Genomic DNA, 24,891 nt, shown 5'->3' with positions numbered 1-24,891 from the left:
CCGCGTGTTTTACCTGCTCGCAGGGGTTGCGCCGCGGGGGCGGCCGTCTCAGGCGTCCACGACGAGCGTCTGGGCGGCCTTGTCGTGCAGGGCCTGCTTCCTGCGGTCGAACAGGATCCACGCGAGGTTCACCAGCCCGAGGCAGAACAACCAGCCCAGCACGATCTCCACCGCCTGCCGCACCGCGATCGGCCCGGGGCCGGCCGGCTCACCGGTCTCCCGCACCACGCGCATGCCGAACAGCCTCTTGCCCACCGTCTGGCCGTTCCAGAACGACTGGAGCAGCCAGTAGTAGAGGAACCCGATCAGCCCGACGAGGAGACCGTTGCCGACCGGGAACCGGGCCACGGCCCCCGTCGTGCCCTCGTACACGACCCGCCAGTCGTCCCAGGTGAGCGGCGAGGTGACGAGCCCGATGAGCACGGCGTCCAGGATCCCGGCGAACAGGCGGCGCCAGCGGCCGGCGAGCCGCGGCGCCGTCTGCCCGAAGGGCGGGGGTGTCCAGGGACTCCTCGGTTCCTCGTACGGGCTTCCCGGAGGCGGCGGTGTTCCCATGGCTGAATGGTCACCCCGCCGCCCTTCGGTCAAAGCCGGGCAGGCGCAAAGGCTGGGGAGTGTCTGGCAAATGCTGCCCGTCGCGACCGTGCAGGGCTTGATCCGCCGGCCACGACCTGAGATCAGAGGGTGCCGCGGCGTGCCTGCTCGCGCTCGATGGCCTCGAAGAGCGCCTTGAAGTTGCCCTTGCCGAAGCCGAGGGACCCGTGCCGCTCGATGAGCTCGAAGAAGACGGTCGGGCGGTCCACCACCGGCTTGGTGAAGATCTGCAGAAGGTAGCCGTCCTCGTCGCGGTCCACGAGGACGCGGCGCTTCTTCAGCTCCTCGACCGGCACGCGGACCTCGCCGATGCGGGCGCGCAGCTCCGGGTCGTCGTAGTAGGAGTCCGGCGTGTCGAGGAACTCGACCCCCGCCTCGCGCATGGCGTCCACAGTCGTGAGGATGTCGTTGGTGGCGAGCGCGATGTGCTGCACGCCCGGGCCGCCGTAGAACTCCAGGAACTCCTCGATCTGGGACTTCTTCTTGCCCTCGGCGGGCTCGTTCAGCGGGAACTTGACCTTGCGGGTGCCGTCCGCGACGACCTTGGACATCAGCGCCGAGTATTCGGTGGCGATGTCGTCGCCGATGAACTCGGCCATCTTGGTGAAGCCCATGACCTTCTCGTAGAACTCCACCCACTCCTCCATGCGCTCGACGTTGCCGACGCAGTGGTCGATCGCCTGGAAGAGCCGGCCGTTCTTCACCGCGGGCGGTGCGACGATGGGCTCGGCCGCGACGTATCCCGGCAGATAGGTGCCGGTGTAGTTGGCGCGGTCGATCAGCGTGTGCCGGGTCTCGCCGTAGGTCGCGATGGCCGCGACGACGACCTTGCCGTGCTCGTCCTCGACCACGTGGGGCTCCTCCAGCCCCCGGGCGCCGTTCTCCAGCGCGTGCCGGTAGGCCGTCTCCACGTCCGGCACGTCCAGCGCGAGGTCGATGACGCCGTCGCCGTGCTCGGCCACGTGCCGCGCGAGCGGCGTGCCCGGCCGTACGGCTCCGCGCAGCTCGAACCGCGCCGAGCCCGACGCGAGGACGTACGCCACCTCGTCGCGGCTGCCCGTCTCCGGCCCCCGGTAGGCCATCAGGCGCATCCCGAAGGCGGTCGAGTAGTAGTGGGCGGCCTGCTTCGCGTTGCCGACCGCGAAGACCACCGCGTCCATGCCGTGAACCGGAAAGACATCGTTCATGTGACAAGCGTCCGTTCGCGTGGCCAATTTGTGCAACAGTGACTCGAATAGGTGGACAATGTGCTCAGTCTTCGTCTCGTACAAGGGAAAATCGTTATGACGATTGACCACCTCGACGCACGTCTTGTCGCGCTGCTGGCCGCCGAGCCCAGGATCGGCGTACTCGAGTGCTCCCGCAGGCTGAACGTCGCCAGGGGCACGGTGCAGGCCCGGCTCGACCGGATGGCCGCGAACGGGGTCATCACCGGCTACGGCCCGGACATCGATCCGGCCGCGCTCGGCTTCGACGTGACGGCGTTCGTGACGTTGCACATCAGGCAGGTCGCGGGGCACGTGCCGGTGGCCGACCAGCTCGCGCTCATCCCCGAGGTCCTGGAGGTCCACACGATCACCGGTGGCGGGGACATGTTCTGCCGCGTGGTCGCCCGCAGCAACGCCGACCTCCAGCGCGTCATCGACCGGATCGTGGACGTGCAGGGCGTCGTACGGACCGAATCGGTGATCGCGCTCGACACGCCGGTGCCGTACCGGACCCTTCCGCTCGTCCGCGCGGCCGGGGGCTGACCGGGCGGTTTTCCACAGCGTCCTGCCGTGGGCCAGGCTTTTCCACAGACGTCGCGGGAAGTGCCGGACCATCGATGGCCATCGTTTACCGTGGTCCTATCCGCCCAGCTCAGGGGCACAAACGGGCGTAGCGGGGGTATCGGACTTATCGGGGGTCACAGCGTGGACAGCGCCGAGGAGGGCCCGATCGAGGAGGGCGCCGTGGATCCGCAGGCGTCACTCGGCGGCCCGAACGGGGGAGGCGGCGAGGACGGCCGCGCGCCGGCGCCTCGCCGGCGAAGACGGCTGCCGCGCGTCCTGCTCGTGAGTCTGGCCACCGGAATCGCCGGGTTCGTCGTGTTCCTCGCCGTGGTGTGGGCGCTGACCCCCATCCCGGACAGCACCCAGGAACTGGCGACGGCCCAGGGCTCGGTGATCTACTACCGGGACGGCAAGACCGTCCTCGCCACCGAGGGCGTCAACCGCAAGAACGTGCCGCTCACGCAGGTCCCGCAGGTCGTCAGAAGCGCGGTGATCGCGGCGGAGAACCGGACGTTCTATCAGGACCAGGGCGTCTCCCTGCCAGGTACGGCCCGCGCGGTGTGGTCGACGATCACCGGCCGCCAGCTCCAGGGCGGCTCGACCATCACCCAGCAGATGGTCCGCAACTACTACAGCGGCCTCGGCCAGGAACGATCCATCGCGCGCAAGCTCAAAGAGGTCATGATCGCGCTGAAGGTGGATCGTTCCAAGCCGAAGGACTGGGTGCTGGAGCGCTACCTCAACACCATCTACTTCGGCCGGGGCGCGTACGGCGTCCAGGCCGCCGCGCGGGCCTACTTCGACAAGGACGTGCAGAACCTGACGGCGGCCGAAGGCGCCTACCTCGCCGCCGTGATCCAGCAGCCCACCCGTTTCGCCAACCCGGCCGGGGCCGCGCTCGACGCGGTGAAGGCCAGGTGGGCGTCGGTGGTCCGCGGCATGCGCGAGATCGGCGCGATCAGCCGCGATGAGGCCGGCGCGCTGGTGTTCCCCACGCTCGCCAAGCAGCGCGCGCCGCTGTCCCTCGGCGGCCAGAACGGCTACATGCTGGCGCAGGTGCGCGCCGAGCTGAACCGGCTCGGCTTCACCGACGAGGACATCAACCACGGCGGGCTGAAGGTCACCACGACGTTCGACAAGAAGCTGATGGCACAGGCCCAGCAGGCGGTCAAGTCGGTCCTGCCGGACGACACCCCCAAGAAGGTCCGCACCGGCCTGGCGGCCGTCGATCCCGCGACGGGCGAGGTCGTCGCCTTCTACGGCGGACGTTACGAGACCAACCAGTACGACAACGCCTTCTCCGCCAAGGTCCAGGCCGGCTCGACCTTCAAGCCCTACACGCTGGCCGCCGCGCTCGAAGCCGGGTACGGGCTCGACACGCTGGTCTACGGCAACTCGCCCATCCGCGTCGGCTCCACCGACATCCCCAACTCCGGCGGCAAGTCGTACGGCTCGGCGATCACGCTGCTCGAGGCGACGCAGTACTCGGTCAACACCGCCTTCGTGGACCTGGGCCAGCGGATCGGCGTCGACAAGGTCGTCGCGGCAGCGCGGGCCGCCGGGATCCCCGCGGCGCAACTCGCCCCGCACCAGGGCGCCGCCACGCTGCCCCTCGGCGTGGCGTCGGTGAGCGCCGTGCAGCAGGCCTCCGGGTTCGCCACGTTCGCCGCCGGGGGCATCCACCACGAGCCGCACGTGATCCGGGCGGTCACCGACGGCACCGGACTCACCCGCAGGTTCGCCCCAGCCGGCACCCGCGCCTTCAGCGAGAACACCGCCGCCGACACGACGTACGCGCTGGAGCAGGTGGTGCGCAGCGGCACCGGCAGCGCCGCGGGCCTGTGGGACCGCCCGGTGGCGGGCAAGACCGGCACCACCGACGAGTCCGCCGCGGTCTGGTTCTCCGGCTACGTCCCCCAGCTGGCCGTCGCGGTCGACATGTTCCGCGACGACAACAAGCCGGTGACCGTTCCCGGCTACGGCGAGCTGTACGGCGGCACGCTGCCCGCCGAGATCTGGAAGACCTTCATGAGCACCGCCATGGAGGGCAAGCCGGTCCGGGAGTTCCCCGACCCGGTCACGTGGAACCCCTACAACTGGGACACCTACGGCATGGCCATGCCCCAGCCGAGCGGCGTTCCCACCGCCTACCCGTCCGGTCCCTACCCGTCGGGCCCGCCCGGTGCCGACGGGCCGTATGGGCCCCCCTACGGACCGTACGGCCCGGGTGGAGCGGCGGTGCCGGACCAGGGCGTGCCCGGCGCGACCACGGACGCGGAGGAGGAGCAGCAGGGCACGACCGGCCAGGACCCCGACACCGGCCCGAGAGGCGGCGCGAACGGAACCGACGGCGTGCCAGGCCCGGCCGGCGCGGCCCGTGCCCGCGACACGGGTCCCGCGGACGCCGCCCCCGGGACGGGGAACGGCAGATCCGACGCGGGCGCCACGGGCACGGGCGCCAGAAGGGCCCCGGGCGCCGTCACGGGGCCCGACGCCAGGCGGACCGGCCAGACCCAGACCGGCCAGGACGGTCATGGTGACCAGACCGGCCCGCTCGCGCAGATCCCCGGGCCCCAGCTCCCGGTCGCGCAGGTTCCCGCCCGCTGACGGCTTCAGCCGGGCACTCCAGCGGCGGGCGACCGTGACCCTTCGGCGAGGACGGGGAAGTCGCCGCGGAAGGTCCGCGGCCACGCCTGAGGGCGCCCGCCGCTTCTACCGGACCAGTTCGGCCCGCAGCTCGGCGGGGGTGGTGACCGGCGCGTGGCAGGTGAACCGACGGCACACGTAGGCCGCGGGTGAGCCGTCGACCATGCCCCGGCCCTCCAGCAGCGGCACGTCCACGGGCACGGCGCCGGACTCCCCGGTGCCCAGCGCGACGACCAGGCCCGGCGTGCCGGACATGAGGGCCGCCCGGTGCAGCGCGCGCGTGCGGGCGTCGTCGGCCGGGCCGATGATCGCCACCTCGGCGGGGCCGCGCAGCGCCGCCTCCGCCACCGCGAGACCCCATCCGGCGAACTGGGCGTGCCGCTCCGCGAGCGCGGAGACCGTGCCCAGCGCCGCCTCGGCCGCCTCCCGGTGCCGGGCCGAGCCGGTGAGCGCGGCGTACGACAGCAGCGCGCCCGCCGCCGCGAACTGGCCCGACGGCGTCGCGTTGTCGGTCGGGTCCTGGGGCCGCTGGAACAGCCGCTCACCGTCGTCGGGGGCGTCGTAGAACCCCCCGGAACCGTCGGGGAACCGCGTCAGCACGGTCTCCAGCAGGTCTCCGGCGCGGTGGAACCACCGGCTCTCGCCGGTGACGCCGTAGAGGGCGAGGAAGCCCTCGGCCGTGTTGGCGTAGTCCTCCAGCATGCCGGTGTTGGCCCCCGTCCGGCCGTCCCGGGAGGTGCGCAGCAGCCGGGCCGGGTCGCGGCTCACCGTGTGCAGGCCGTCGAGCAGCACGGCCGTCTCACGCGCGGCGTCGACCAGGTCGGGCCGGTCGAAGAGCGCGCCCGCCTCGGCCAGGGCGGCGATCGCCAGTCCGTTCCAGGAGGCCACGACCTTGTCGTCCCGCCCGGGCCGCGGCCGGCGCCCCCGCGCGGCGCGCAGGGCCGTACGGACCCGGTCGAACCGGGCCGGGTCGTCGGGGTCGGCGAGAAGCTGGAGCACCGACGTGCCGTGCTCGAACGTACCGGTCACCTCGAACACCGAGGCCGCCCAGGCTCCGTCGTCCTCTCCGAGGACCTCGCGGAGCTGCTCGGGGGTCCAGACGTAGAACAAGCCCTCGCCGTGGGTGCCGTCCGGTCCCTCGCTGTCGGCATCGAGGGCGGAGGCGAACCCGCCCTCCGGCGTGCGCATCTCCCGCAGCAGCCATTCGGCGGTCTCCAGGACCACCCGCCTGGCCAGGACCGATCCGGTCGCACGCCACCAGTGGGCGTAGACCCGCAGCAGCAGCGCGTTGTCGTAGAGCATCTTCTCGAAGTGCGGCACGACCCAGCCCGCGTCGACGGAGTAGCGGGCGAAGCCCCCGCCCAGCTGGTCGTAAATGCCGCCCCTGGCCATCGCCTCCATGGTCGCCTCCGCCATGGCGACAGCGTCCCGGGTGCCGTGCCGCAGCAGGAACTCCAGGACCATGGACGGCGGGAACTTGGGCGCGCCGCCGAATCCGCCCCGCCGCTCGTCGAAGCCGTCCGCGAGGTCGCGTACGGCGAGGCCGAGGGTCTCGGCGGTGGGCACCGGGCCCGACGGAGCCCCGGTCTGCCCGGCGAGCGCCTCCACCACCTTCTCCCCCTGGGCCAGGACGCCCTCCCGGTCCTGCCGCCAGGCCTGCGAGACGGCGTGCAGCAGCCGCTGGAAGTGCGGACGGGGGAAGTAGGTGCCGGCGTAGAACGGGTGCCCGTCAGGGGTGGCGAAGACCGTCATCGGCCAGCCGCCCTGGCCGGTCATCGCCTGGACCGCGCCCATGTAGACGGCGTCCACGTCGGGCCGCTCCTCGCGGTCCACCTTGACGTTGACGAACATCTCGTTCATCAGCTTCGCGGTGGCCTCGTCCTCGAACGACTCGTGCGCCATGACGTGACACCAGTGGCAGGCCGAATACCCCACGCTGATCAGCAGGGGGACGTCGCGCCCGCGGGCCTCCGCGAAGGCATCCTCGCCCCAGGGGAGCCAGTCCACCGGGTTGTCCGCGTGTTGCAGGAGGTAGGGAGAGGTCTCGCCACCCAGCCGGTTCATAGGGCCAGCCTCTCACACCGTCGGAAAAGGACGATCTGGGTGCGGATTGGCTCCGGGGCCGCTCGCCGTGATGCGGGATGGTCTGTTTTCCCGGGTGGAGCTGTTTGTCATGTCGGGAGAACGCGCGGAAGACCGCGGGGATGTGTTCCGGCGCGTCCCGGCGTAGGCTCACAGGACGTGGGCTTGAATCTGGACTTCGCTGTCAGGCACTCGGGACGCCCCGCGGCCGTCATGACGCGGCGCGACGTCGCGCGGGTGCTGCTGGCCGTTCCGTCCGGACAGGCCCTGGTCGCCCTTCCCGACCTGCGGCGGCAGCTGCTCGCGGCGGGCAATCCGCTGTCGCCCGTGTTCTGGGATTCGGCCAAGGCCGTGCTGACGAGCATCGAGTCCGGCGTCGCGACGGTCGGCGACGTGCAGCGCTGGCTGGAGTCCAGCGGCACCGAGCCGATCATGCTCACCCGCAGCTACTTCCTGTGGCCCGAGGAGAGCGAGCGCGGCCCGGTGGCCACGGAGATGTACGAGCGGCTGGTCGAGTTCCTGGAGGAGAGGCTGGCGGCCGGAGAGATCGACGCGGACGCGCTGGCCGCCGGCGACTCCGCCGCCCGGCACGCCTACGAGGAGCTCCAGGAGCACTGGCTCGGCACCCCGCTGCCGGACGGCCGGGTGCCGGGCGTCGTGGTCAACGACGAGCAGGACCGGGAGCTGTACGCCGCCTGGGACGAGGAGGAGGCGTTCGCGCTCAGCGAGCTGCGGCGGGTGCTCGACGACCTGCCGGAGCCGCCCTTCCCCGAGGCCGACCTCCGCTCGGCCGCCCGGCGGCTGCGCGTGACGCTGACCCGGCCCGGCTACCCGGGGAACGTGCTGCGCGCCTGCGCCGGTCTGGAGGACGGCGACCTGCCCGAAGGGGACGAGGACCTGTGGCTCACCGTCGCGGCCGGAATCGCCGCGCCCATCTCGGACCTGCCGGACGAGGAGGACGCCGCCCGGTTCTTCGACATGGAGGGCGAGCTCAGCCACGAGGACTCCATACTGGCCTCGCTGTGCGCCATCCACCACGCCGACTGGCTCGCGTCGGTGATCACCCTGGTCCGGTACGGCCCGGGGGTGCTCGCCTCGCCCGAGCGGATCGCCAGGTTCATCGCCGACTCCGAGGACGTCGACGTGGACCCGGACGAGCCGGAGGACCTTGAGGCGACGGAGATGCTGTTCACGGCGGTGACGCCGCTGTGGGCGCACCTCGGCATCGTGGACCGGTCCGAGGTGCTGACCCCGCTGGGCTGGTGGGGCCTGCCCAAGGCGCTGGAACGCGCCTGGTCCTCAGGCCCCGCGCTGCCCGACTGACGGTCCCCCGTACCCGGCCGGCGTTTCCGCGTACCCGACTGACGGTCCAGGGCCGCCCGGCCGACCGGCGGGCCGGGCGCCGTCCCGGCCTATTCCGGCGTGTCGACGAGGCCGCGGTAGTCGTTGTCCACCAGGCCGCGGTATTCCGGGTGCTTCTCGATGTACCAGGCCACGAACGAGCACAGCGGCACGACCCGCAGGCCGGCCGCCCGTGCTCCGTCCAAGGCCGCGCCGACCAGCCTGCCGCCCAGCCCGCGGCCCTCGAACTCGTCGCGCACCTCGGTGTGCGTGAAGACCATCGAGCCGCCCCGCAGCCGGTACTGCGCGAACCCGGCGAGCGTGTCGTCGAACAGGATCTCGTAGCGCGACGCGGCGGCGTTGTGGGCCACCCGCGCGTCCGTGCTCACGCCTCGGGCTCGTTCCCGCGACGTTCGTCCTCGCGGCCGTCGTGCGGCACCTGGATCTTCCGCATCTGCTTGTTCATGTTCTTCAGAAGGAGGAACAGGGCCACGCCGATCGCGGCGACGACGAGGAAACCCAGGAGACCCGGCCCGTAGCTGCTTGCATCCACGCCCCCAGCTTACGAGCAGGCAGGGGTGACCTCGGCGTGGATCCCCGCGAACAGGTCGTCCTCCGGCAGTGCGGTGTCCACGAGCGACCGCGCGAGGTGGTAGTCCTCGGTCGGCCAGATCTCCTGCTGGAGCTCACGGGGGCAGACGAACCAGAACCCGTCGGGGTCCACCTGGGTGGCGTGCGCGAGCAGGGCGAGGTCGCGGATCTCGAAGTAGTCCGCGCACGGGACCTTGGTGGTGACCTCCCACTTCTGCGGCCGGTCCTCCCACCGCGCGATCCAGTCGGCGTACGGCGAGCCCATGTCGCGCTCGGTCATCGCGTTGTGCAGCGCCTCGAACCGCTCCCGCGTGAAGCCCATGTGGTAGTAGAGCTTCAGCGGCTGCCACGGCTCGCCCGTGCCCGGGTAGCGGTCGGGGTCGCCCGCCGCCTCGAACGCCTCGATCGACACCCGGTTGGTCATGATGTGGTCGGGGTGCGGGTAGCCGCCGTTGTCGTCGTACGTGAGGATCACGTGCGGCCGGAACTCCCGGACGGCGGCGACGAGCGGCGCGGAGGCCGCTTCGAGCGGCTGCAGCGCGAAGCACCCCTCGGGCAGCGGCTCGTTCTCGTCCTCCGGCAGCCCGGAGTCGACGAAGCCGAGGAAACGCTGCTGCACGCCGAGGATCTCGCGCGCCTTCTCCATCTCCTGGCGGCGCACCTCGCCCATGTTCTCGAGGATGTCGGGCCGGTCCATCTTGGGGTTGAGGATCGAGCCGCGTTCACCGCCCGTACACGTGACGACGAGGACCTCCACGCCCTCCGCGACGTAGCGGGCCATCGTGGCGGCGCCCTTGCTCGACTCGTCGTCTGGGTGCGCGTGCACGGCCATCAGTCTCAACGGTGCACTCACGGCTCTCCTCATGGTGTCCTCTGGCTACGGAAAGAGGTTAGCTTCTAAGTGACCGTGCGTTCCGGACCCGGCTGGCCCGCGTCACGCCACGGTCGACTTGTGGGGACGATCGTCTCGCACAACACCGACAATCCTCAGGGAGATTCCGCGATGCCCACCGATGAGGCCGGCGGCCAGGGGACACGCCCGGTGCTCGGCACCCCGGACGATTTCCCGCCCCGCCCCGCACGGCCGGCCAGGCTGGTGCCGTACGTCGTGATGGCGCTGATCGTGGCGGTGATCGCGGGCGGATGGGGCTACGTCATGCTGCGCGCCAACGGGAATCCTTCCGTGAGCGCGGACGTCATCACCTTCGACGCCAGTGCTCCGGATTCCGCCGTGATCACCTTCACCGTGCACAAGCCGGCCGACCGGGCGGCGACGTGCCGGATCCAGGCGCTCGACACCAAGCACCTGGAGGTCGGCAGCCGTGAGGTCGACATTCCCAAGGGCCGGTCGGACCTCGAGTTCACCGAGCGGCTGAGGACGAGCGCGCAGGCCACAGCGGTACATGTCGACTACTGCGATCTCGTATAGTGGAATCTTTGGGGAAGCGTTCGAAGGCGTTATCTTGACAGCCTTTCGAGTCACTTACGGAAACAAGGAGAGCCCGTGGCCGTCTCCCAGAACGACAACGTCACCTGGCTGACGCAAGAGGCGTACGACCGCCTCAAGGAGGAGTACGAGTACCTTTCGGGCCCGGGTCGCACGGATATCGCCAAGAAGATCGAAGCCGCCCGGGAAGAGGGTGACCTCAGGGAGAACGGCGGCTACCACGCCGCCAAGGACGAGCAGGGCAAGATGGAGGCCCGCATCTTCCACCTCCGGCAGATCCTGGACAGCGCCAGGGTCGGCGAGGCTCCCCGCGCCGAGGGCGTCGTGGGTCCCGGCATGACCGTGACGGTCCGCTTCGACGGCGACGACGAGGAGGTCACCTTCCTGCTGGCCTCCCGCGAGGAGAGCGGCGCGCCGATCGACGTCTACTCGCCGAACTCTCCCCTCGGGTCCGCGATCAACGGCAAGAAGATCGGGGAGAAGGCGACGTACACGCTGCCGAACGGCAGGCAGAACACCGTCGAGATCCTCGAGGCCGTTCCGTACATCGGCAACTAGTCCGCTTCCGCCCCGGCCGGGAATTCCGCATTCGTTTGCGGTATTCCCGGCCGTGCGGCAGTCTCGTCCTGGACCGGACCATTCGCCGCGGGAGGGGTGAGATCGTGCTCGAACGCCGAGCGCGCCCATCCACCCGGTTAGGCAGGAAGCTCACGAGAGCCGTGTCCGAGGCTCGCCAGGACCTCGCCTACCGCCCCCGGCTGCCCCGCCCGGGGCGCCTGCGCAGGACGGTTCCCCTCATCGCCGTCTCGCTCGTCACCGTGCTGACGGCCGACGTGCTCGTGCTCGGCGAACTCTCGTCCGGCTCCCCGGATTCGGGCGTGGTCGCGCTGTCGGACCGGCGCGCCGGCAACCGCTACGTGGCGGCGGCACGGCAGGCCCGCGACGGGGTGTCCCCGACGCCGGGGCGGCAGGCTCCGGCCGCCCAGACGGTGATGCAGCAGCCGGTGGCCCCGCTGGGGCGGCTGGTCCGCCCGCACCTGTTCGTGGTGGCCAATCGGCCGCTGCCGCCCGAGGTCGTGGAGAAGGTGCGCCGGGTCAAGGGCGTGACGGCGGCCGAGGTGACCGGCGCGGCCGACGTGTCCGTGGACGGCAAGCGGGTGCCGACGATGGGCGTCGACCCGTCGACCTTCCGCTCGTACACGCCGAAGGTGACGGCATCTTCCGACGAGCTGTGGCGCAACATCGCCGCCGGCGACATGGCGGTCTCCTTCGAGCTCGGCAACGACGGCGGCGTGCAGCTCGGCTCGCAGGTCCAAAGCGGCGCCAGGCGCCTGCGCATCGGCGCGTACGCCACGGTGGGCATGGGCTCGATCGCGGCGATCGTCTCGAAGGGGACGGCGGCGGCGCTCGGCATCCCGGACGGCAACGCCCTGGTGGTGAGCGCACCGAAGGTCGACTCCCGCAAGCTCCGCCTCAGGCTGCTGAAGATCCTGCCCAAGGGCAGCCAGGTCGCCACGATCAACCCGGTGGTGGTGACGCCCAAGGGCCAGACCGTGTGGCCGCAGACGGCGTTCATGTCGGCGGAGCAGCTCAGGGTCGCGCTCACGGCGGCGGTGGGCAAGCTCGGCCGGCCGTACGTGTGGGGCGCCGAGGGGCCCGACAGCTTCGACTGTTCGGGGCTCGTGCAGTGGGCGTACGCGCAGGCGGGCGTGCGCATGCCCCGCGTGACGTACCAGCAGTGGGTCACCGGGCCGCAGGTGCCGCTGTCGCAGGCGCAGCCGGGCGACCTGCTGTTCTGGCGCAACGATCCGACCAACCCCGGATACATCTCGCACGTCGCCATCTACTGGGGCAACGGGAAGATGCTGCACGCCCCGCACACCGGCGACGTCGTGAAGATCGCCGACGTCTACACCAAGAACCTCGCCGGAGTCGTCAGGGTCAGCCCGCAGATCTCCGCCCGCGTCCGCTGACCCCGGCCTCGGGAGAGCCGGTCAGATCGGCAGCCCGGCCTCCAGGTAGCCGAGGGCCTCGTCGAGCAGCACGGGCAGCGGTGTCCTGCCGTCCTGTTCCACCCAGGTGAACAGCGCAGGGAGCATGACTCCCATGACCGCGCCGACGAGCGTCCGTACGGCGGGGCTGCGGGGGTCGCGGCCCGCCCGCTCGGCCACCGCGCCCGCGAGCATGTCGATCGTGGCGAACAGCCCTTCCACCGTGCGGGCCCGCAGGGCGGGCACGGAGGTGGACAGCTTGGTCCGGGCGAGCACCTGGTCGAGATCCTCGGCCCCTATCGACTCGAACGCCGTGCGGAAGGCGGCGCGCAGGGCGGTCAGCGGGGGCAGGTCCGCCGGCTGTGCCTTGATCGCCTCCATCAGGATCGGGTCGTAGTCGTCCTGGGTGACCACGTCCTCCTTCGTGGGGAAGTAGCGGAAGAACGTGCTGGGGGAGACCTCCGCCGCCTCCGCGATCTGCTCCACCGTCGTCGCGTCGTACCCCTGCTCGGCGAACAGCCGCAGGGCCTGCTCCTGGATGGTCCTGCGGGTCTTGGCCTTCTTGCGCTCGCGCAGGCTCGTGACAGCGCGGTCGGAGGGGGGCGAGGTCCGGTCAGCGCGCTGGGGTGAGCTCATGTCCCGATTCTGCCGTCTTTCCGCCCCCGGCCGTACTCCCTGGTAGGAAGACGGCCACCAGTGCGGCGGCCAGCACCGACGTGGCCCCGCACACCAGCAGGACCAGGTCCATGCCGCTCACGAACGCCTCCCTGGCGGCGCTCAGCAGCGCGGCGTCCCCCGCGCGCGCGGCCAGGACCGCCGCGGCCGTGATCGAGTCGGCCGCCGCCTCCGGGACTCCGTCCGGCAGGTCCGAGGCGTACGCCGCCGAGAGCAGGCTGCCGAGACCGGCCACGCCCAGCGCGCCGCCGACCTGGCGCACGGTCTGCAGGGTCGCCGAGCCGGAGCCCGACCGGTCCTCGGGCAGCGTGGCGAGAACGCCGTCCATGGCGGGGACCATGGCGAGGCCGACACCCGCGCCGAGGACGGCCAGCCAGGCCGCGACGTAGCCGTACGCCGAGGACGCCCCGCCCGACACCGTGGTCCCGGCGCCCAGGAAGAACCCGGCGGCGAGCACGACCAGGCCCGCCGGCATCACCACGCGCAGCCCGAGGCGGGTCGTGAGCCGCTCTCCGGCCAGGCCGCCGGCCATCAGCCCGGCCACCATGGGGATCACCCGTACACCGGTGCCGAGAGCGTCGTGCCCGAGCACGGCCTGCAGGTGCTGGGGGACGACGAACAGCACGCCCGACATGCCGAGGCTCACGAACGTCGCGCCGGCCGCGCCCCACACGAAGACCCGGCTGCGGAACAGGCCGAGGTCCATCATCGGCTGCCGGGTGCGGGCCTCGACGCGGACGAACACCGCCAGCAGCGCCGCCCCGGTGCCGAGACCGCCCAGCACGGCGGGGTGGCCCCAGCCGCGCGCCGGAGCCTCGATGACGCCGTACACCAGCGCGGCCAGGCCCGTCACCGACAGCAGCGCGCCGGGCACGTCGGTCCGCGGCGCGGCGGGGTCACGCGACTCGGGGAGGAACACGGCCACCGCCACCGCCGCGACGACGATCATGGGGATGTTCACGAGGAAGACCGAGCCCCACCAGAAGTGGTCGAGCAGGTAGCCGCCCACGACGGGGCCGAGGGGCAGGCCGAGCGCCATGGCGGCCGTCCACACGGCGATCGCGCGCCCACGCTCGGCCGGAGGGAAGACCACCGGCAGGATCGAGGTCGACAGCGGCATGATCACCGCGCCGCCGGCGCCCATCAGCGCGCGGGCCGCGATCAGGGCGCCGATGCCGCCCGCGTACGTCGCGAGCACCGACGCGATCCCGAAGGCCGCGAGCCCGGCCAATAGCAGGCGCCTGCGGCCGAAGCGGTCGCCGAGCGCGCCCGCCGGGAGCATGAGCGCGGCGAACGGAATCAGGTACGCGTCGACGATCCACTGCAGGTCGCCGGTCGAGGCGTGCAGGTCGGCCGCGAGCGTAGGCAGCGCCACGTTGAGCACCGTCGCGTCCATGCCGATGACGAGGGCGCTCAGCACGAGGGCGCCGAGCGCCCACCAGCGGGAAGTGGGAGAAGCCATAATTTGAAAGTAACTCTCAAAAAGTAGCTACTGTCAACCTCGGCTTCCGCTGTGGGTAGCGATGTAATGTTGATTACATGAATGCAGACGAACAGCTGAGTGCCTGGTTCGCGGGCCGGTTGCCCGAGAACTGGTTCACCGGGACCCCCGAGGTCGTCGTCGACCGCGAGGAGATCAGCGTGCTGGGCACGCTCCCGCCGCTGTCGGTGGTCGAAGGGCTCCCCGACCCGGAGCGTGCGGCGGCCGTCGAGGGATATGTCGAACGCTTCCGCGAGGAGACCCGCGAGCGCAGGATCGACATCGCGAGGGAGGCCGAGCACCGCTTCCGCCGCAAGGTCTCCTGGGGCGTCGTCGTGGGCGATGAGACGGTGATGTTCACCACTCTCAGCGTCCCGGTCATGACCCGGCTGCGGCAGCCCGAACGGCAGGTCCTCGACACACTGGTCGCCGCGGGTGTCGCGCGCAGCCGCAGCGACGCCCTGGCCTGGTGCGTCCGGCTCGTCGGCAAACACACCGACAGTTGGCTCGCTGACCTGCGCGATGCCCTCCAGCACGTGGACCGGATCAGGGCGGAAGGGCCCGGCGGATTGGACTGAACCAATTCGCCCAGTGGTCTGGACCAATTGAATTGGCCTATACCAATGTGTAACGCCGGCGAGGCGGGTAAGGGGGAGAAGGACGTTTTTTCCAACAGGGCCGGAGTGGGTAAGGTCCCACGACATCACGACCACTGCCTGCGGCGACGCTGTTGGAGGTCGTGAAGCCAAGAATGGCGCCGATTTAACGGAGTGGAAACACGGTGGTCTACTCCAATTGGATTCGGAGGCCATTCATCGCTCATGATGCTCTGGCCCTGAGAGATTAAGGAGCCGCCCCCGTGTCCATTTCAGTAGAGGTACCGACGCCCACCACGCACAGCGATCTGGCGGCCTGGGTGAGCCAGATCGCGGAGCTGACCCAGCCGGACCGGATCGAATGGTGCGACGGCTCCGAGGCCGAGTGGACGCGCCTGACCAACCTGCTGGTGGAGCAGGGCACCTTCAAGCGGCTGGTCAAGCGTCCCAACAGCTTCTACGCCGCCTCGGACCCGAGCGACGTCGCCCGGGTGGAGGACCGGACGTTCATCTGCTCCGAGCGCGAGGAGGACGCCGGCCCCACCAACAACTGGATCGCGCCCGACGAGATGCGCCGGACGTTCGCCACGCTGTTCAAGGGCTGCATGCGGGGCCGGACGATGTACGTCGTGCCGTTCTGCATGGGTCCCCTGGGCGGGAACATCTCGCAGCTCGGGGTCGAGATCACCGACTCGCCGTACGTCGTCGTGTCGATGCGGATCATGACCCGCATGGGGGAAGAGGCGCTGCGCCTGATCGAGGAACGCGGCGACTTCGTCAAGGCGGTCCACTCGGTGGGCGCGCCGCTGGAACACGGCCAGGCCGACGTGCCGTGGCCCTGCAGCAAGACCAAGTACATCAGCCACTTCCCGGAGACCCGTGAGATCTGGTCGTACGGCTCGGGCTACGGCGGCAACGCGCTGCTGGGCAAGAAGTGCTACGCACTGCGCATCGCCAGCGTGATGGCCCGCGACGAGGGCTGGCTGGCCGAGCACATGCTGATCCTCAAGCTCACGCCGCCGCAGGGCGAGGCGCGGTACGTCGCGGCGGCCTTCCCGTCGGCGTGCGGCAAGACGAACCTCGCCATGCTCCAGCCCACGATCCCGGGCTGGAAGGTCGAGACGATCGGCGACGACATCGCCTGGATGCGCTTCGGCCCCGACGGCAGGCTCTACGCGATCAACCCGGAGGCCGGCTTCTTCGGCGTCGCGCCCGGGACCGGCCAGTCCACGAACGCCAACGCGATCGAGACGCTGTGGGGCAACAGCATCTTCACCAACGTCGCGCTGACCGACGACGGCGACGTCTGGTGGGAGGGCCTCACCGACGAGCCGCCGGCGCACCTCGTCGACTGGAAGGGCCGCGACTGGACGCCGGACTCCCCGGAGCCCGCCGCCCACCCGAACGCCCGGTTCACCACTCCGGCCGAGCAGTGCCCGACGATCGCCCGCGAGTGGCAGGACCCGGCCGGGGTGCCGATCTCGGCCATCCTGTTCGGCGGCCGCCGGGCGACCGCCGTGCCGCTGGTGACCGAGTCGCTGAGCTGGCAGCACGGCGTCTTCCTGGGCGCCAACGTGGCCTCGGAGAAGACGGCCGCCGCCGAGGGCAAGGTCGGCGAGCTGCGCCGCGACCCGTTCGCGATGCTGCCGTTCTGCGGCTACAACATGGGCGACTACTTCGCGCACTGGGTCGAGGTCGGCACGATGACCGACCCGGAGAAGCTGCCGAAGATCTACTACGTGAACTGGTTCCGCAAGGACGCGAACGGCCGCTTCCTGTGGCCGGGCTTCGGCGAGAACAGCCGGGTGCTCAAGTGGATCGTCGACCGGCTGAACGGCGTGGCCGACGCCGTGCCCACGCCGATCGGCAACCTGCCGGCCTCGCTCGACACCGAGGGCCTCGACCTCGCGCCCGAGGACATGGAGCTTCTGCTCAGCGTCGATCCCGAGGTGTGGCGCGAGGAGGCCGCGCTGATCCCGTCCCACTTCGAGACCTTCGGCGACCACATGCCGAAGGAGCTGTGGGACGAATACCGCGCCCTGGTCCAGCGGCTCGGCTGAGTCCTCGACCACGGCCCGCGCGCCGTCGTCCCGGCACGGAACTCTCCCCGTGGGAGGTTCGTCTAGCGGATAGACGGGGCGCGGGCCGTCCGGCCCGGTTCGGGGTCCCCCTCTTCTCCCCCGGAGGAGGGCGCACATGGAACTGGTGCTCGTCGTCGCCGCGGCGATTCTCGCGGCACTCATCGTCACGACCGCTCTCGCCGTCGGCCGGGAGCGGCGCGAAGCAAGGCTCGCGTCCGGAGCGCGGCCAGGGTCCGGCCTCGACGCCTACGAACTGGCCTATCTCGCGGGCGGGCCGCCGCAGGTGGTCAACACGGCGCTCGCCTCGCTGGCCGTCGGTGAGCAGGTGCGGGTCGCGCGCGGCGGCAGGGTCACCGCCGTCGCCGGCGCCCCCGCCACCTCCGCCGATCCCGTCGAGCAGGCCGTCCTCGACCTGGCCACGCGGGCCGGCGGGGCGAGCGCGGCCGAGGTCAGGCGCCGCGCGGGCGACGGCTCCGCGATGGCGGCGCTGAAGGAACGCCTGCTCGCGCAGGGCTACCTGCTGCCCGAGGGCTCTCTGGAGGGCGCGCGCCGCCTCAACGCACGCCTGCGCGCACTCGCGGTGCTCGCCCTCGCCGCCGCCTCCGTCACGCTCGTGCTGATCCTCTTCATCGGGACCGTCGCCGCCACCGCGGCCGACTGGGTCACGGCCGGGATCGCCGCGGTCTCCGGCGGCTGCGCACTGATCGCCTCCCTCACGTACGCCGCGTCCCTGCGGAACCCGCTGAGCCCGGCGGGCGAGGAGGCGCTGCGGCAGGCGCGCGAAAGGCATCCGAGGGGCGTCTTCGCGCACGGAACCGCCGGGGCGCTCGGCGTGGGCGGCGCGGCGGGTCTCGCCGCGGTGACGCCCATCGCCCTGTACGGCCTGGGCGAGCTCGGCGACCCGCACCTCGCGGCCCAGATCGCGACCGACGAGGTCCTCATGCGCCGTCCCGTCGACGGTGGGCCCTCGGGCGGTGACGGCGGCGGGTTCGTGGGCTGCGCGTCGAGCGGATGCGGCTCCGGCGGCTCGCATTCCTGCGGAGGGGGTTGCGGCGGCGGCTGTGGAGGCGGTTGCGGCGGTGGCTGAGCGCCGGTTCGGGAGGTGGCTGCCGTCCGGCAGGCCTGCCGGGGGGCACAAGAGGCACGCCGCCGGTGCCGGCCAGAATGCCGGTCGAAGTGCCGGTCTCGGCGTCGGCATCGGCTGGCGGCCGGAGATCGATCTCACGGTGGAGCGGCTGCCCGGCGTCGGGTTCGTCGAAGTGATCGCCGAGAACGTCGATCCGGCCCGGCCGCCCGAGTCCCTGACCGTGCTGCGCGCCGCCGGGGTGCCCGTTGTGCCCCACGGCGTGGGCCTGGGTGTCGGCGGGGCGGACCGTCCCGATCCGGCCCGGCTGGCGCGCCTCGCGGCGTGTGCCGAGGCGTTGGACGCGCCTCTCGTGAGCGAGCACGTGGCCTTCGTGCGGGCCGGGGGCGTGGAGGCCGGCCACCTGCTGCCGGTCCCGCGCACCCGGGAGGCCCTGTCGGTGATCGTGGAGAACGTGCGGGAGGCGCAGGACGCGCTTCCCGTGCCGCTCGCGCTCGAGAACGTGGCGGCCCTGTTCGGCTGGCCGGACGACGAACTGACCGAGGCGCGGTTTCTCGGCGAACTGGTCGAGCGTACGGGCGTGCGGCTGCTGGTCGACGTGGCCAACCTCTACACGAACCAGGTCAATCTCGGTCTGGACGCGCGGCGGGCGCTCGACGCGCTGCCGCTGGAGGCCGTCGCGTACGTGCACGTGGCGGGCGGGCACGCTCACGACGGCCTCTGGCACGACACGCACACCGCCTCCCCTCCCGCCGAGGTGCTCGACCTGCTGACCGAGCTGTGCGGCCGGGTGACGCCGCCGGGCGTACTGCTGGAGTGGGACGACGCCTATCCCGGCGACGGCGTCCTGGCGGGCGAGCTGGGCCGGATCCGGGAGGCGATGTCCCGTGCCTGAGCCGGCGGCTCCCCGGAACGCGCGGGCCGCGCTGGCCGCCGCCCAGGCGGAGCTGGTGGCGGCCCTGGTCGCGGGCGGACGCGTGCCGGACGGCTTCGATCCCGGCAGGCTGGCCGTCCAGGCCCGCGGGCTGCTGGCCAAACGGTGCGGCTCGGTCGCCCGCGCCGCCCCTGACCTCGCCGAGGCACTCGGCGCCGAGTTCGCCGGTCTGTTCGCCGCGTACGCCGCCGGAAACGTGAAGCCCGAGGGCGGGCCGAGGGCGGACGCGCGGGACTTCACCGCCTGGATGCGGGCCCGCGGACGCCCCTGACCACGCGGCGCGGGTTACTCCGGCCGTGCCCAGGAAAGCCTCTGAGGAGAGGGCAGGGCATGCCGGTTCGCCCGCGATAATTGGTGATCGAGCCCCACCGGTCGCGAGGAAGAGGGTTGCATGAGCGAGCGCAGCGAGCGAATCGATAAACACAGCGCGTTTCGCGAAGTGCTGACCTGCGCGCCTCCGGCACGACCGAACTCCGAGCCGACAGGCGAGGAGGTGGCATGAGCGTGCGCGATCTCGTGTACAAGCTGTACGAGCGCAGGCTCGAACGGAAGCTGTCCTCCGACCAGATTCCCCGCCATGTCGGCGTCATAGTGGACGGCAACCGCCGGTGGGCGCGGGCCATGGGGTTGCGGGACGTCAGCCGGGGCCATCAGAAGGGCGCCGACAAGATCTCCGAGCTGGTCGCGTGGTGCCGCGAGGCCGGCGTCGAGTACGTGACGCTGTGGCTGCTCTCCACCGACAACCTCACCAGGGACAAGGCCGAGCTGGAGCCGCTGCTCCAGGTGATCGAGAACCTCGTGCAGGATCTCGTGGACCAGGGATGGCACCTCAACCCCATGGGCTCGCTCGACCTTCTGCCCGATCACACGGCTCGTGTCCTCAAACACGCAAAAGAAACCACATCGCATCGTCCAGGCCTGATTGTGAACGTTGCCGTTGGGTATGGAGGAAGGCGTGAGATCGCTGATGCGGTGCGCTCCCTCCTCCAGGAGCATGCCAGCAAGGGCGCGAGCATCGAGGACCTCGTCGAGGTCCTCGACGTCGAGCACATCGCGGAGCATCTCTACACGCGCGGCCTGCCCGACCCGGATCTCGTCATCCGGACCTCGGGAGAGCAGCGACTCTCCGGATTCCTGCTCTGGCAGAGCGCCCACTCCGAGTTCTACTTCTGCGAGGCCTACTGGCCCGACTTCCGCAGAGTCGACTTCCTGCGGGCGCTCCGCTCGTACGCCGCACGACACCGTCGGTACGGCTCCTGAGACGGTACGTGACCAGCATCTTCCAAACGGCGCAGACCTATTGGGCCCGGGAGATTCGTTACGTACCGTGGTAGCTGAGCGGCCGTCGAGGAGATCGGCGGCCATCACCTCGGGAGAGGGCCCGTCCTTGCGCGACCACCATGCGGGGAGGGCCGGAGCCCCGGTCTGCCCTCGCAGGTCACGGGCCCGGTCCGTTCACCACCAGTCAAGGCAGGGCGCCCACCTCAGGCGCCCGGGGGAGAACGCGTGGCAGTGTCCTCGAGCAACCCGTCCACATCCCGCACCTACGTTCTGGACACGTCCGTCCTGCTCGCCGACCCGGCGGCGATGAGCCGCTTCGCCGAGCACGAGGTCGTCGTTCCGATCGTCGTCATCACGGAACTGGAGGCCAAGCGCCACCACCCCGAGCTGGGCTACTTCGCCAGGGAGGCGCTGCGCTTCCTCGATGACCTCAGAGTGCGGTACGGACGGCTGGATGAGCCCATGCCGATCGGCGACGGGACCATCCGGGTCGAGCTGAACCATAGTGATCCATCCTGTCTCCCGGCGGGCTTCCGCCTGGGCGACAACGACACCCGCATCCTCACCGTCGCCCAGAACCTGGCGGTGGAGGGCAAGGACGTGGTGCTGGTGTCGAAGGACCTGCCGATGCGGGTCAAGGCCGCGTCCATCGGCCTCAGCGCGGAGGAGTACCGCGCCGGCATGGTGGTCGAGTCCGGCTGGACCGGTATGGCGGAGCTCCAGGTCACCACGGAGGAGATGGACGCCCTCTTCGAGTCCGGCACGGCCGACATCGACGAGGCGCGCGACCTGCCGTGTCACACCGGCCTGCGGCTGCTGTCGAGCCGCGGCTCGGCGCTCGGCCGCGTCCTGCCGGACAAGTCGGTACGGCTGGTCCGGGGCGACCGGGAGGTCTTCGGGCTGCACGGCCGGTCCGCCGAGCAGCGCATCGCGCTCGACCTGCTCATGGACCCCGACGTCGGCATCGTCTCGATGGGCGGCCGGGCGGGCACCGGCAAGTCCGCGCTGGCGCTGTGCGCGGGCCTGGAGGCGGTGCTGGAGCGCCGCCAGCACCGCAAGATCATCGTGTTCCGGCCCCTGTACGCCGTGGGCGGCCAGGAGCTGGGCTACCTGCCCGGCACGGAGAACGACAAGATGGGCCCCTGGGCCCAGGCGGTCTACGACACGCTGGGCGCGGTGACGTCTCCCGAGGTCATCGAGGAGGTCATCGACCGCGGCATGCTGGAGGTCCTCCCGCTGACCCACATCCGCGGCCGTTCCCTCCACGACGCGTTCGTGATCGTGGACGAGGCGCAGTCGCTGGAGCGCGGCGTGCTGCTGACGGTCCTGTCCCGCATCGGGGCCAACTCGCGGGTCGTGCTCACCCACGACATCGCCCAGCGGGACAACCTGCGGGTGGGCCGGCACGACGGCGTCGTCGCGGTGGTGGAGAAGCTCAAGGGCCACCCGCTGTTCGCCCACATCACGCTGACCAGGTCCGAGCGGTCGCCGATCGCCGCCCTGGTGACCGAGATGCTGGAGGACATCACGCTCTAGAACTCCCTCACGGCGGGAGATGGCCGTCCTTCGGGGCCAGATCCCAGAACTCCTGGCAGGTGTGGGTCTTGAGGGGCCCGTTCCTGCCAGGAGTCGCGTGAGCGATTTCCACGGCCCAGATCTCGGGACGCAGCCGCGCCGTGCAGGTGATCTGAGCCATGGCGGTCCTGGTGATCTTCCAGCCGGTCACGAACAGCCGCACCCGCAGGCTGAGGGTGTTGTCGGGGTCGTTGCGGCTGCCCGCGTCCGGGGCGTACCTGACGAGCTGCACCTGCGTCGGCGTGAGCCCGGTCAGCGCCGTGGACAGCCGGTTCGACGACCGTCCACTGGCCTTGAACAGGGCGTCGAGCACGTCGTTGACGTGCGGCGACCGGGCCGCGACCCGCGTCGGCGCCAAGCGGCCGTTCCGCAGCAGGTAGATCGTGACGAGGGTGGGGGTGCCGCTGATGACCGGCGCGGGACCGGCGTCGGTCACCCCGGTCGGCGCGACCCCGCAGGCCGCCGCCGGCGCCACGAGGAGCCCCGCGAGCAGGGCCGCCAGCGCCGTTCTGAGCCTCGGCGCTTTCATGGCTTGGGAATCCGCAGCAGGAAGAGGGTGCCGGGCTCGCACCGCTCGGCCGTGATCGAGCCGCCGTGCAGCTCCGCGTTGGCCTTGGCGATGGCCAGGCCGAGGCCGCTGCCCGCGCTCCTGGCCCGGTCGGTGCCCGCCTTGTAGAAGCGGTCGAAGACGAGGGGGAGGACCTGTTCGGGGATGCCGCTCCCGTGGTCGCGCACGGTCACCTCCAGCCACCCGTGGGTCTTGCCGCCGACCGCGACCCGCGCGCTCACCACGACGGGCGGCGCGCCGTGGTTCAGCGCGTTGCCGACGAGATTGGCCACCATCACGTCGAACCTCCGGGCGTCCAGGGAGAACGTGAGCCCGACGGGCACGGTGAGCTTCACCCGGTCGGCCCAGCCCCGCACCTCCAGGCAGTCGGCCAGCGTGTCGCCCACGTCGACGGTCTCCCGGCGGAGCGTGGCGGCGCCCGCGTCGAACCTGCTGATCTCGATGAGGTGCTCGACCAGCACCCGGAGCCTGTCGATCTCGCGGACGACGATCCGCACGGCCTCCCCGGCGTCGTCCGGCAGGTCCTCGGCGTCCTCCGACAGCATGTCCGTCACCGCGGTCATCGCGGTCAGCGGCGTGCGCAGCTCGTGGGAGACGTCCGCGACGAACCGCCGCGACGTCGACTCCAGCGTCCGCAGCTCGGAGACCGTGTCCTCCAGCGCCGCCGCCGTCTCGTTGAACGTCGCGGTCAGCTCGGCCAGCTCGTCCCTGCCCCGTACGGGGAGGCGGACGTGCAGTTCCCCCGCGCCGAGCGCGCGGGCGGCCGCGCCCAGCCGCCGTACGGGCAGCAGCACCCGCCGGGCCGACAGCAGGGCCAGGGTCAGCGCCAGGACGAGCGTGATGCCTCCGGCCTGCGCGAGTGCGGTCCTGAGGCGGGTAAGCACGGCCTCCTCGTCCGACAGAGGCACGAAGACATAGGCGGTCAGGCCCGTCGGGCGTAGCACACCGTCGCGGTTGGCCCGCTGGATCTGCGTGGCGACGATCAGCCAGGCCCGGTCCCTGAACAGCACCCTCTGGTAGACCAGCCGCCGCGCCGCCTGCCAGCGGAGCTGGTCGGGCACGTCGGTCATGGTGAACTGGGCCCCGGTGTTGGCGCGCCGGTGGTCCCCGTAGGTCACGATGACGGTCCGCTCGGGGGCCTCCAGCGCCCGCACCACTCCGTCGAGGTCCTCGTCGGTGACGGTGGTGTCGCTCGGCCAGACCACCTCGCTCGCGCCGATCGGCAGCGTGATCCTGGAGAGCGTCTCGCGCACGTCGGCGACCGCGCCCCGCTCCGCGCGCTCCAGCAGCCCCCGGCGGACGATCTGGTATCCCAGCCCCGCGACCATGGCGGACGCCGTGATCGCCACCAGCAGGAAGGTGATCACCAGCCGGGCCCGCAACCCGGTGGGCACCCAGGTCATGGCGGGCTGAAGCGGTACCCGAAGCCGCGCACGGTGTGGATGTAGACGGGGTCGGCGGGCACCGGCTCGATCTTGGCGCGGATGCGCTGCACACACGCGTCGACCAGGCGGGAGTCCGCCACGTGCGTGTGGTCCCAGACGGCGCGCAGGAGGTAGCGGCGGTTGAGGACCTGGCCGGGGTGGCGGACCAGTTCGAGCAGCAGGCGCAGCTCGGTGGGGGTGAGGTGGATCTCCTTGCCCGCGAGGCTCACCTTGAGGGCTCCGCGGTCGATCACGAGGTCGCCGAAGGTGAGGCGGTCGGGCGAGGCCGACTCCAGGCGGCGCAGCACGGCGCGGATGCGGGCGTCCAGCACCCGCGGCTCGACGGGCTTGACCACGTAGTCGTCCGCGCCGGCCTCCAGCCCCACCACCACGTCCAGGTCGTCGCCCCTGGCGGTGAGCAGGATGACGGGCAGCGGGTCGAGCCTGCGGATGCGGCGGCACACCTCGACCCCGTCGATGCCGGGCAGCATGACGTCGAGGATCGCGATCTCCGGACGCCGGGAGCGTATGTGTTCGAGGGCCTCCTCGCCCGTGGCGTACGCGGTCACCGAGTGGCCCTGCCGGGTGAGCGCGAGCTCGAGTCCGGCCCGGACCGAGGGGTCGTCTTCGACCAGGAGGATGCCTGCCACTCGGTCATTATGGTGCGGACCGCACCAATTCCCTATTTGTCATGGTCCTGTGAACTGGTCCACACCTCATCGTCAAGAA

Annotated in this window: 24 protein-coding genes; 13 read left to right on the top strand and 11 right to left on the bottom strand. The window is 71.3% G+C overall.

Going from position 1 to position 24,891, the window contains the following annotated elements; all coding sequences use genetic code 11:
• Positions 1–48 precede the first annotated feature (48 nt).
• On the bottom strand, positions 49–555 hold the full coding sequence (locus HHX41_RS24160) for an RDD family protein (protein ID WP_169983426.1): 507 nt from the start codon (positions 553–555) through the stop codon (positions 49–51).
• A 122-nt stretch (positions 556–677) separates the two neighbouring features.
• Entirely contained in the window at positions 678–1,781 is a 1,104-nt protein-coding gene (gene hppD, locus HHX41_RS24155) for a 4-hydroxyphenylpyruvate dioxygenase (protein ID WP_182907816.1), read from the bottom strand.
• A gap of 96 nt (positions 1,782–1,877) precedes the next feature.
• Here hppD and HHX41_RS24150 point away from each other — a divergent pair, with 96 nt between their 5' ends.
• On the top strand, positions 1,878–2,345 hold the full coding sequence (locus HHX41_RS24150; RefSeq protein ID WP_169983424.1) for an Lrp/AsnC family transcriptional regulator: 468 nt from the start codon (positions 1,878–1,880) through the stop codon (positions 2,343–2,345).
• Between the two features lie 162 nt (positions 2,346–2,507).
• Positions 2,508–4,973, top strand: coding sequence for a transglycosylase domain-containing protein (locus HHX41_RS24145; RefSeq protein WP_310742150.1), 2,466 nt, complete (start codon positions 2,508–2,510; stop codon positions 4,971–4,973).
• A gap of 105 nt (positions 4,974–5,078) precedes the next feature.
• Here HHX41_RS24145 and HHX41_RS24140 read toward each other — a convergent pair whose 3' ends face one another.
• Positions 5,079–7,076 carry a thioredoxin domain-containing protein gene (locus HHX41_RS24140; protein WP_182907815.1) on the bottom strand — a complete coding sequence of 666 codons (1,998 nt, stop codon included), beginning with the start codon at positions 7,074–7,076 and terminating at the stop codon, positions 5,079–5,081.
• 177 nt (positions 7,077–7,253) lie between these two features.
• Here HHX41_RS24140 and HHX41_RS24135 point away from each other — a divergent pair, with 177 nt between their 5' ends.
• Entirely contained in the window at positions 7,254–8,417 is a 1,164-nt protein-coding gene (locus tag HHX41_RS24135) for a hypothetical protein (protein ID WP_310742149.1), read from the top strand.
• Between the two features lie 89 nt (positions 8,418–8,506).
• On the opposite strand, the gene HHX41_RS39795 is transcribed toward HHX41_RS24135, so the two are convergent.
• The 3 genes from HHX41_RS39795 to mca are packed head-to-tail and all read right to left on the bottom strand — an operon-like array spanning position 8,507 to position 9,879.
• Positions 8,507–8,824, bottom strand: coding sequence for a GNAT family N-acetyltransferase (locus HHX41_RS39795; RefSeq protein ID WP_310742148.1), 318 nt, complete (start codon positions 8,822–8,824; stop codon positions 8,507–8,509).
• Positions 8,821–8,988 carry a hypothetical protein gene (locus HHX41_RS39790; RefSeq protein ID WP_211592228.1) on the bottom strand — a complete coding sequence of 56 codons (168 nt, stop codon included), beginning with the start codon at positions 8,986–8,988 and terminating at the stop codon, positions 8,821–8,823. Before HHX41_RS39790 ends, HHX41_RS39795 begins: the two co-directional genes overlap by 4 nt.
• 9 nt (positions 8,989–8,997) lie before the next feature.
• Positions 8,998–9,879, bottom strand: coding sequence for a mycothiol conjugate amidase Mca (gene mca / locus HHX41_RS24125; RefSeq protein ID WP_169983422.1), 882 nt, complete (start codon positions 9,877–9,879; stop codon positions 8,998–9,000).
• A 150-nt stretch (positions 9,880–10,029) separates the two neighbouring features.
• Here mca and HHX41_RS24120 point away from each other — a divergent pair, with 150 nt between their 5' ends.
• The 3 genes from HHX41_RS24120 (at position 10,030) to HHX41_RS24110 (ending at position 12,446) form a co-directional block, all read left to right on the top strand.
• Positions 10,030–10,455, top strand: a complete 426-nt coding sequence (locus tag HHX41_RS24120) for a DUF4307 domain-containing protein (protein WP_169983421.1) — start codon at positions 10,030–10,032, stop codon at positions 10,453–10,455.
• Between the two features lie 75 nt (positions 10,456–10,530).
• Positions 10,531–11,031 (top strand): transcription elongation factor GreA, encoded by a 501-nt coding sequence (greA, locus tag HHX41_RS24115; RefSeq protein ID WP_169983420.1) that lies wholly within the window; start codon positions 10,531–10,533, stop codon positions 11,029–11,031.
• 161 nt (positions 11,032–11,192) lie between these two features.
• Positions 11,193–12,446, top strand: a complete 1,254-nt coding sequence (locus tag HHX41_RS24110) for an NlpC/P60 family protein (protein ID WP_310742147.1) — start codon at positions 11,193–11,195, stop codon at positions 12,444–12,446.
• Positions 12,447–12,467: 21 nt separating this feature from the next.
• Here the strand turns inward: HHX41_RS24110 and HHX41_RS24105 are convergent, their stop codons facing one another.
• On the bottom strand, positions 12,468–13,100 hold the full coding sequence (locus tag HHX41_RS24105) for a TetR family transcriptional regulator (RefSeq protein ID WP_169983419.1): 633 nt from the start codon (positions 13,098–13,100) through the stop codon (positions 12,468–12,470).
• Positions 13,078–14,601, bottom strand: coding sequence for a DHA2 family efflux MFS transporter permease subunit (locus HHX41_RS24100; protein WP_182907814.1), 1,524 nt, complete (start codon positions 14,599–14,601; stop codon positions 13,078–13,080). Before HHX41_RS24100 ends, HHX41_RS24105 begins: the two co-directional genes overlap by 23 nt.
• Before the next feature lie 77 nt (positions 14,602–14,678).
• Here HHX41_RS24100 and HHX41_RS24095 point away from each other — a divergent pair, with 77 nt between their 5' ends.
• From HHX41_RS24095 to HHX41_RS24070, 7 genes are all read left to right on the top strand, one after another.
• Positions 14,679–15,197 (top strand): hypothetical protein, encoded by a 519-nt coding sequence (locus HHX41_RS24095; RefSeq protein ID WP_182907813.1) that lies wholly within the window; start codon positions 14,679–14,681, stop codon positions 15,195–15,197.
• A gap of 281 nt (positions 15,198–15,478) precedes the next feature.
• Positions 15,479–17,275 (top strand): phosphoenolpyruvate carboxykinase (GTP), encoded by a 1,797-nt coding sequence (locus tag HHX41_RS24090; protein WP_182907812.1) that lies wholly within the window; start codon positions 15,479–15,481, stop codon positions 17,273–17,275.
• 136 nt (positions 17,276–17,411) lie between these two features.
• On the top strand, positions 17,412–18,383 hold the full coding sequence (locus HHX41_RS24085; protein ID WP_182907811.1) for a TIGR04222 domain-containing membrane protein: 972 nt from the start codon (positions 17,412–17,414) through the stop codon (positions 18,381–18,383).
• Positions 18,376–19,275, top strand: a complete 900-nt coding sequence (locus tag HHX41_RS24080) for a DUF692 domain-containing protein (protein ID WP_310742146.1) — start codon at positions 18,376–18,378, stop codon at positions 19,273–19,275. The genes HHX41_RS24085 and HHX41_RS24080 overlap by 8 nt, the downstream gene beginning before the upstream one ends.
• Entirely contained in the window at positions 19,268–19,585 is a 318-nt protein-coding gene (locus HHX41_RS39785; RefSeq protein WP_220504365.1) for a hypothetical protein, read from the top strand. Before HHX41_RS24080 ends, HHX41_RS39785 begins: the two co-directional genes overlap by 8 nt.
• 227 nt (positions 19,586–19,812) lie before the next feature.
• Positions 19,813–20,574 carry an isoprenyl transferase gene (locus HHX41_RS24075; protein WP_169983414.1) on the top strand — a complete coding sequence of 254 codons (762 nt, stop codon included), beginning with the start codon at positions 19,813–19,815 and terminating at the stop codon, positions 20,572–20,574.
• 246 nt (positions 20,575–20,820) lie between these two features.
• Positions 20,821–22,131: a PhoH family protein gene (locus HHX41_RS24070; RefSeq protein WP_169983413.1), complete on the top strand. Its 1,311-nt coding sequence runs from the start codon at positions 20,821–20,823 to the stop codon at positions 22,129–22,131.
• A 7-nt stretch (positions 22,132–22,138) separates the two neighbouring features.
• Here the strand turns inward: HHX41_RS24070 and HHX41_RS24065 are convergent, their stop codons facing one another.
• From HHX41_RS24065 to HHX41_RS24055, 3 genes are read right to left on the bottom strand one after another with little or no spacing between them, the layout of a single operon-like run.
• A complete protein-coding gene (locus tag HHX41_RS24065) occupies positions 22,139–22,699 on the bottom strand; it encodes a hypothetical protein (RefSeq protein ID WP_182907810.1) in 561 nt (186 codons plus the stop codon).
• Positions 22,696–24,141, bottom strand: a complete 1,446-nt coding sequence (locus HHX41_RS24060) for a cell wall metabolism sensor histidine kinase WalK (RefSeq protein ID WP_182907809.1) — start codon at positions 24,139–24,141, stop codon at positions 22,696–22,698. Before HHX41_RS24060 ends, HHX41_RS24065 begins: the two co-directional genes overlap by 4 nt.
• Complete coding sequence (locus HHX41_RS24055; protein WP_169983410.1) at positions 24,138–24,812, bottom strand: response regulator transcription factor; 675 nt, start codon at positions 24,810–24,812, stop codon at positions 24,138–24,140. The genes HHX41_RS24060 and HHX41_RS24055 overlap by 4 nt, the downstream gene beginning before the upstream one ends.
• Positions 24,813–24,891 lie beyond the last annotated feature (79 nt).

Source organism: Microbispora sp. H13382 (assembly GCF_014161445.1).
Classification (GTDB): domain Bacteria; phylum Actinomycetota; class Actinomycetes; order Streptosporangiales; family Streptosporangiaceae; genus Microbispora.
The sequence above is the reverse complement of the archived record's forward strand: the minus strand, read 5'-3'. Positions and strand labels throughout refer to the sequence as shown.

Excerpts from the sequence above, each read along its gene's own strand:
- HHX41_RS24160 (WP_169983426.1), bottom strand. The coding sequence starts at position 555 with ATGGGAACACCGCCGCCTCCGGGAAGCCCGTACGAGGAACCGAGGAGT.
- hppD (WP_182907816.1), bottom strand. The coding sequence starts at position 1,781 with ATGAACGATGTCTTTCCGGTTCACGGCATGGACGCGGTGGTCTTCGCG.
- HHX41_RS24150 (WP_169983424.1), top strand. The coding sequence starts at position 1,878 with ATGACGATTGACCACCTCGACGCACGTCTTGTCGCGCTGCTGGCCGCC.
- HHX41_RS24140 (WP_182907815.1), bottom strand. The coding sequence starts at position 7,076 with ATGAACCGGCTGGGTGGCGAGACCTCTCCCTACCTCCTGCAACACGCG.
- HHX41_RS24120 (WP_169983421.1), top strand. The coding sequence starts at position 10,030 with ATGCCCACCGATGAGGCCGGCGGCCAGGGGACACGCCCGGTGCTCGGC.
- HHX41_RS24105 (WP_169983419.1), bottom strand. The coding sequence starts at position 13,100 with ATGAGCTCACCCCAGCGCGCTGACCGGACCTCGCCCCCCTCCGACCGC.
- HHX41_RS24100 (WP_182907814.1), bottom strand. The coding sequence starts at position 14,601 with ATGGCTTCTCCCACTTCCCGCTGGTGGGCGCTCGGCGCCCTCGTGCTG.
- HHX41_RS24095 (WP_182907813.1), top strand. The coding sequence starts at position 14,679 with ATGAATGCAGACGAACAGCTGAGTGCCTGGTTCGCGGGCCGGTTGCCC.
- HHX41_RS24085 (WP_182907811.1), top strand. The coding sequence starts at position 17,412 with ATGGAACTGGTGCTCGTCGTCGCCGCGGCGATTCTCGCGGCACTCATC.
- HHX41_RS24075 (WP_169983414.1), top strand. The coding sequence starts at position 19,813 with ATGAGCGTGCGCGATCTCGTGTACAAGCTGTACGAGCGCAGGCTCGAA.
- HHX41_RS24065 (WP_182907810.1), bottom strand. The coding sequence starts at position 22,699 with ATGAAAGCGCCGAGGCTCAGAACGGCGCTGGCGGCCCTGCTCGCGGGG.
- HHX41_RS24060 (WP_182907809.1), bottom strand. The coding sequence starts at position 24,141 with ATGACCTGGGTGCCCACCGGGTTGCGGGCCCGGCTGGTGATCACCTTC.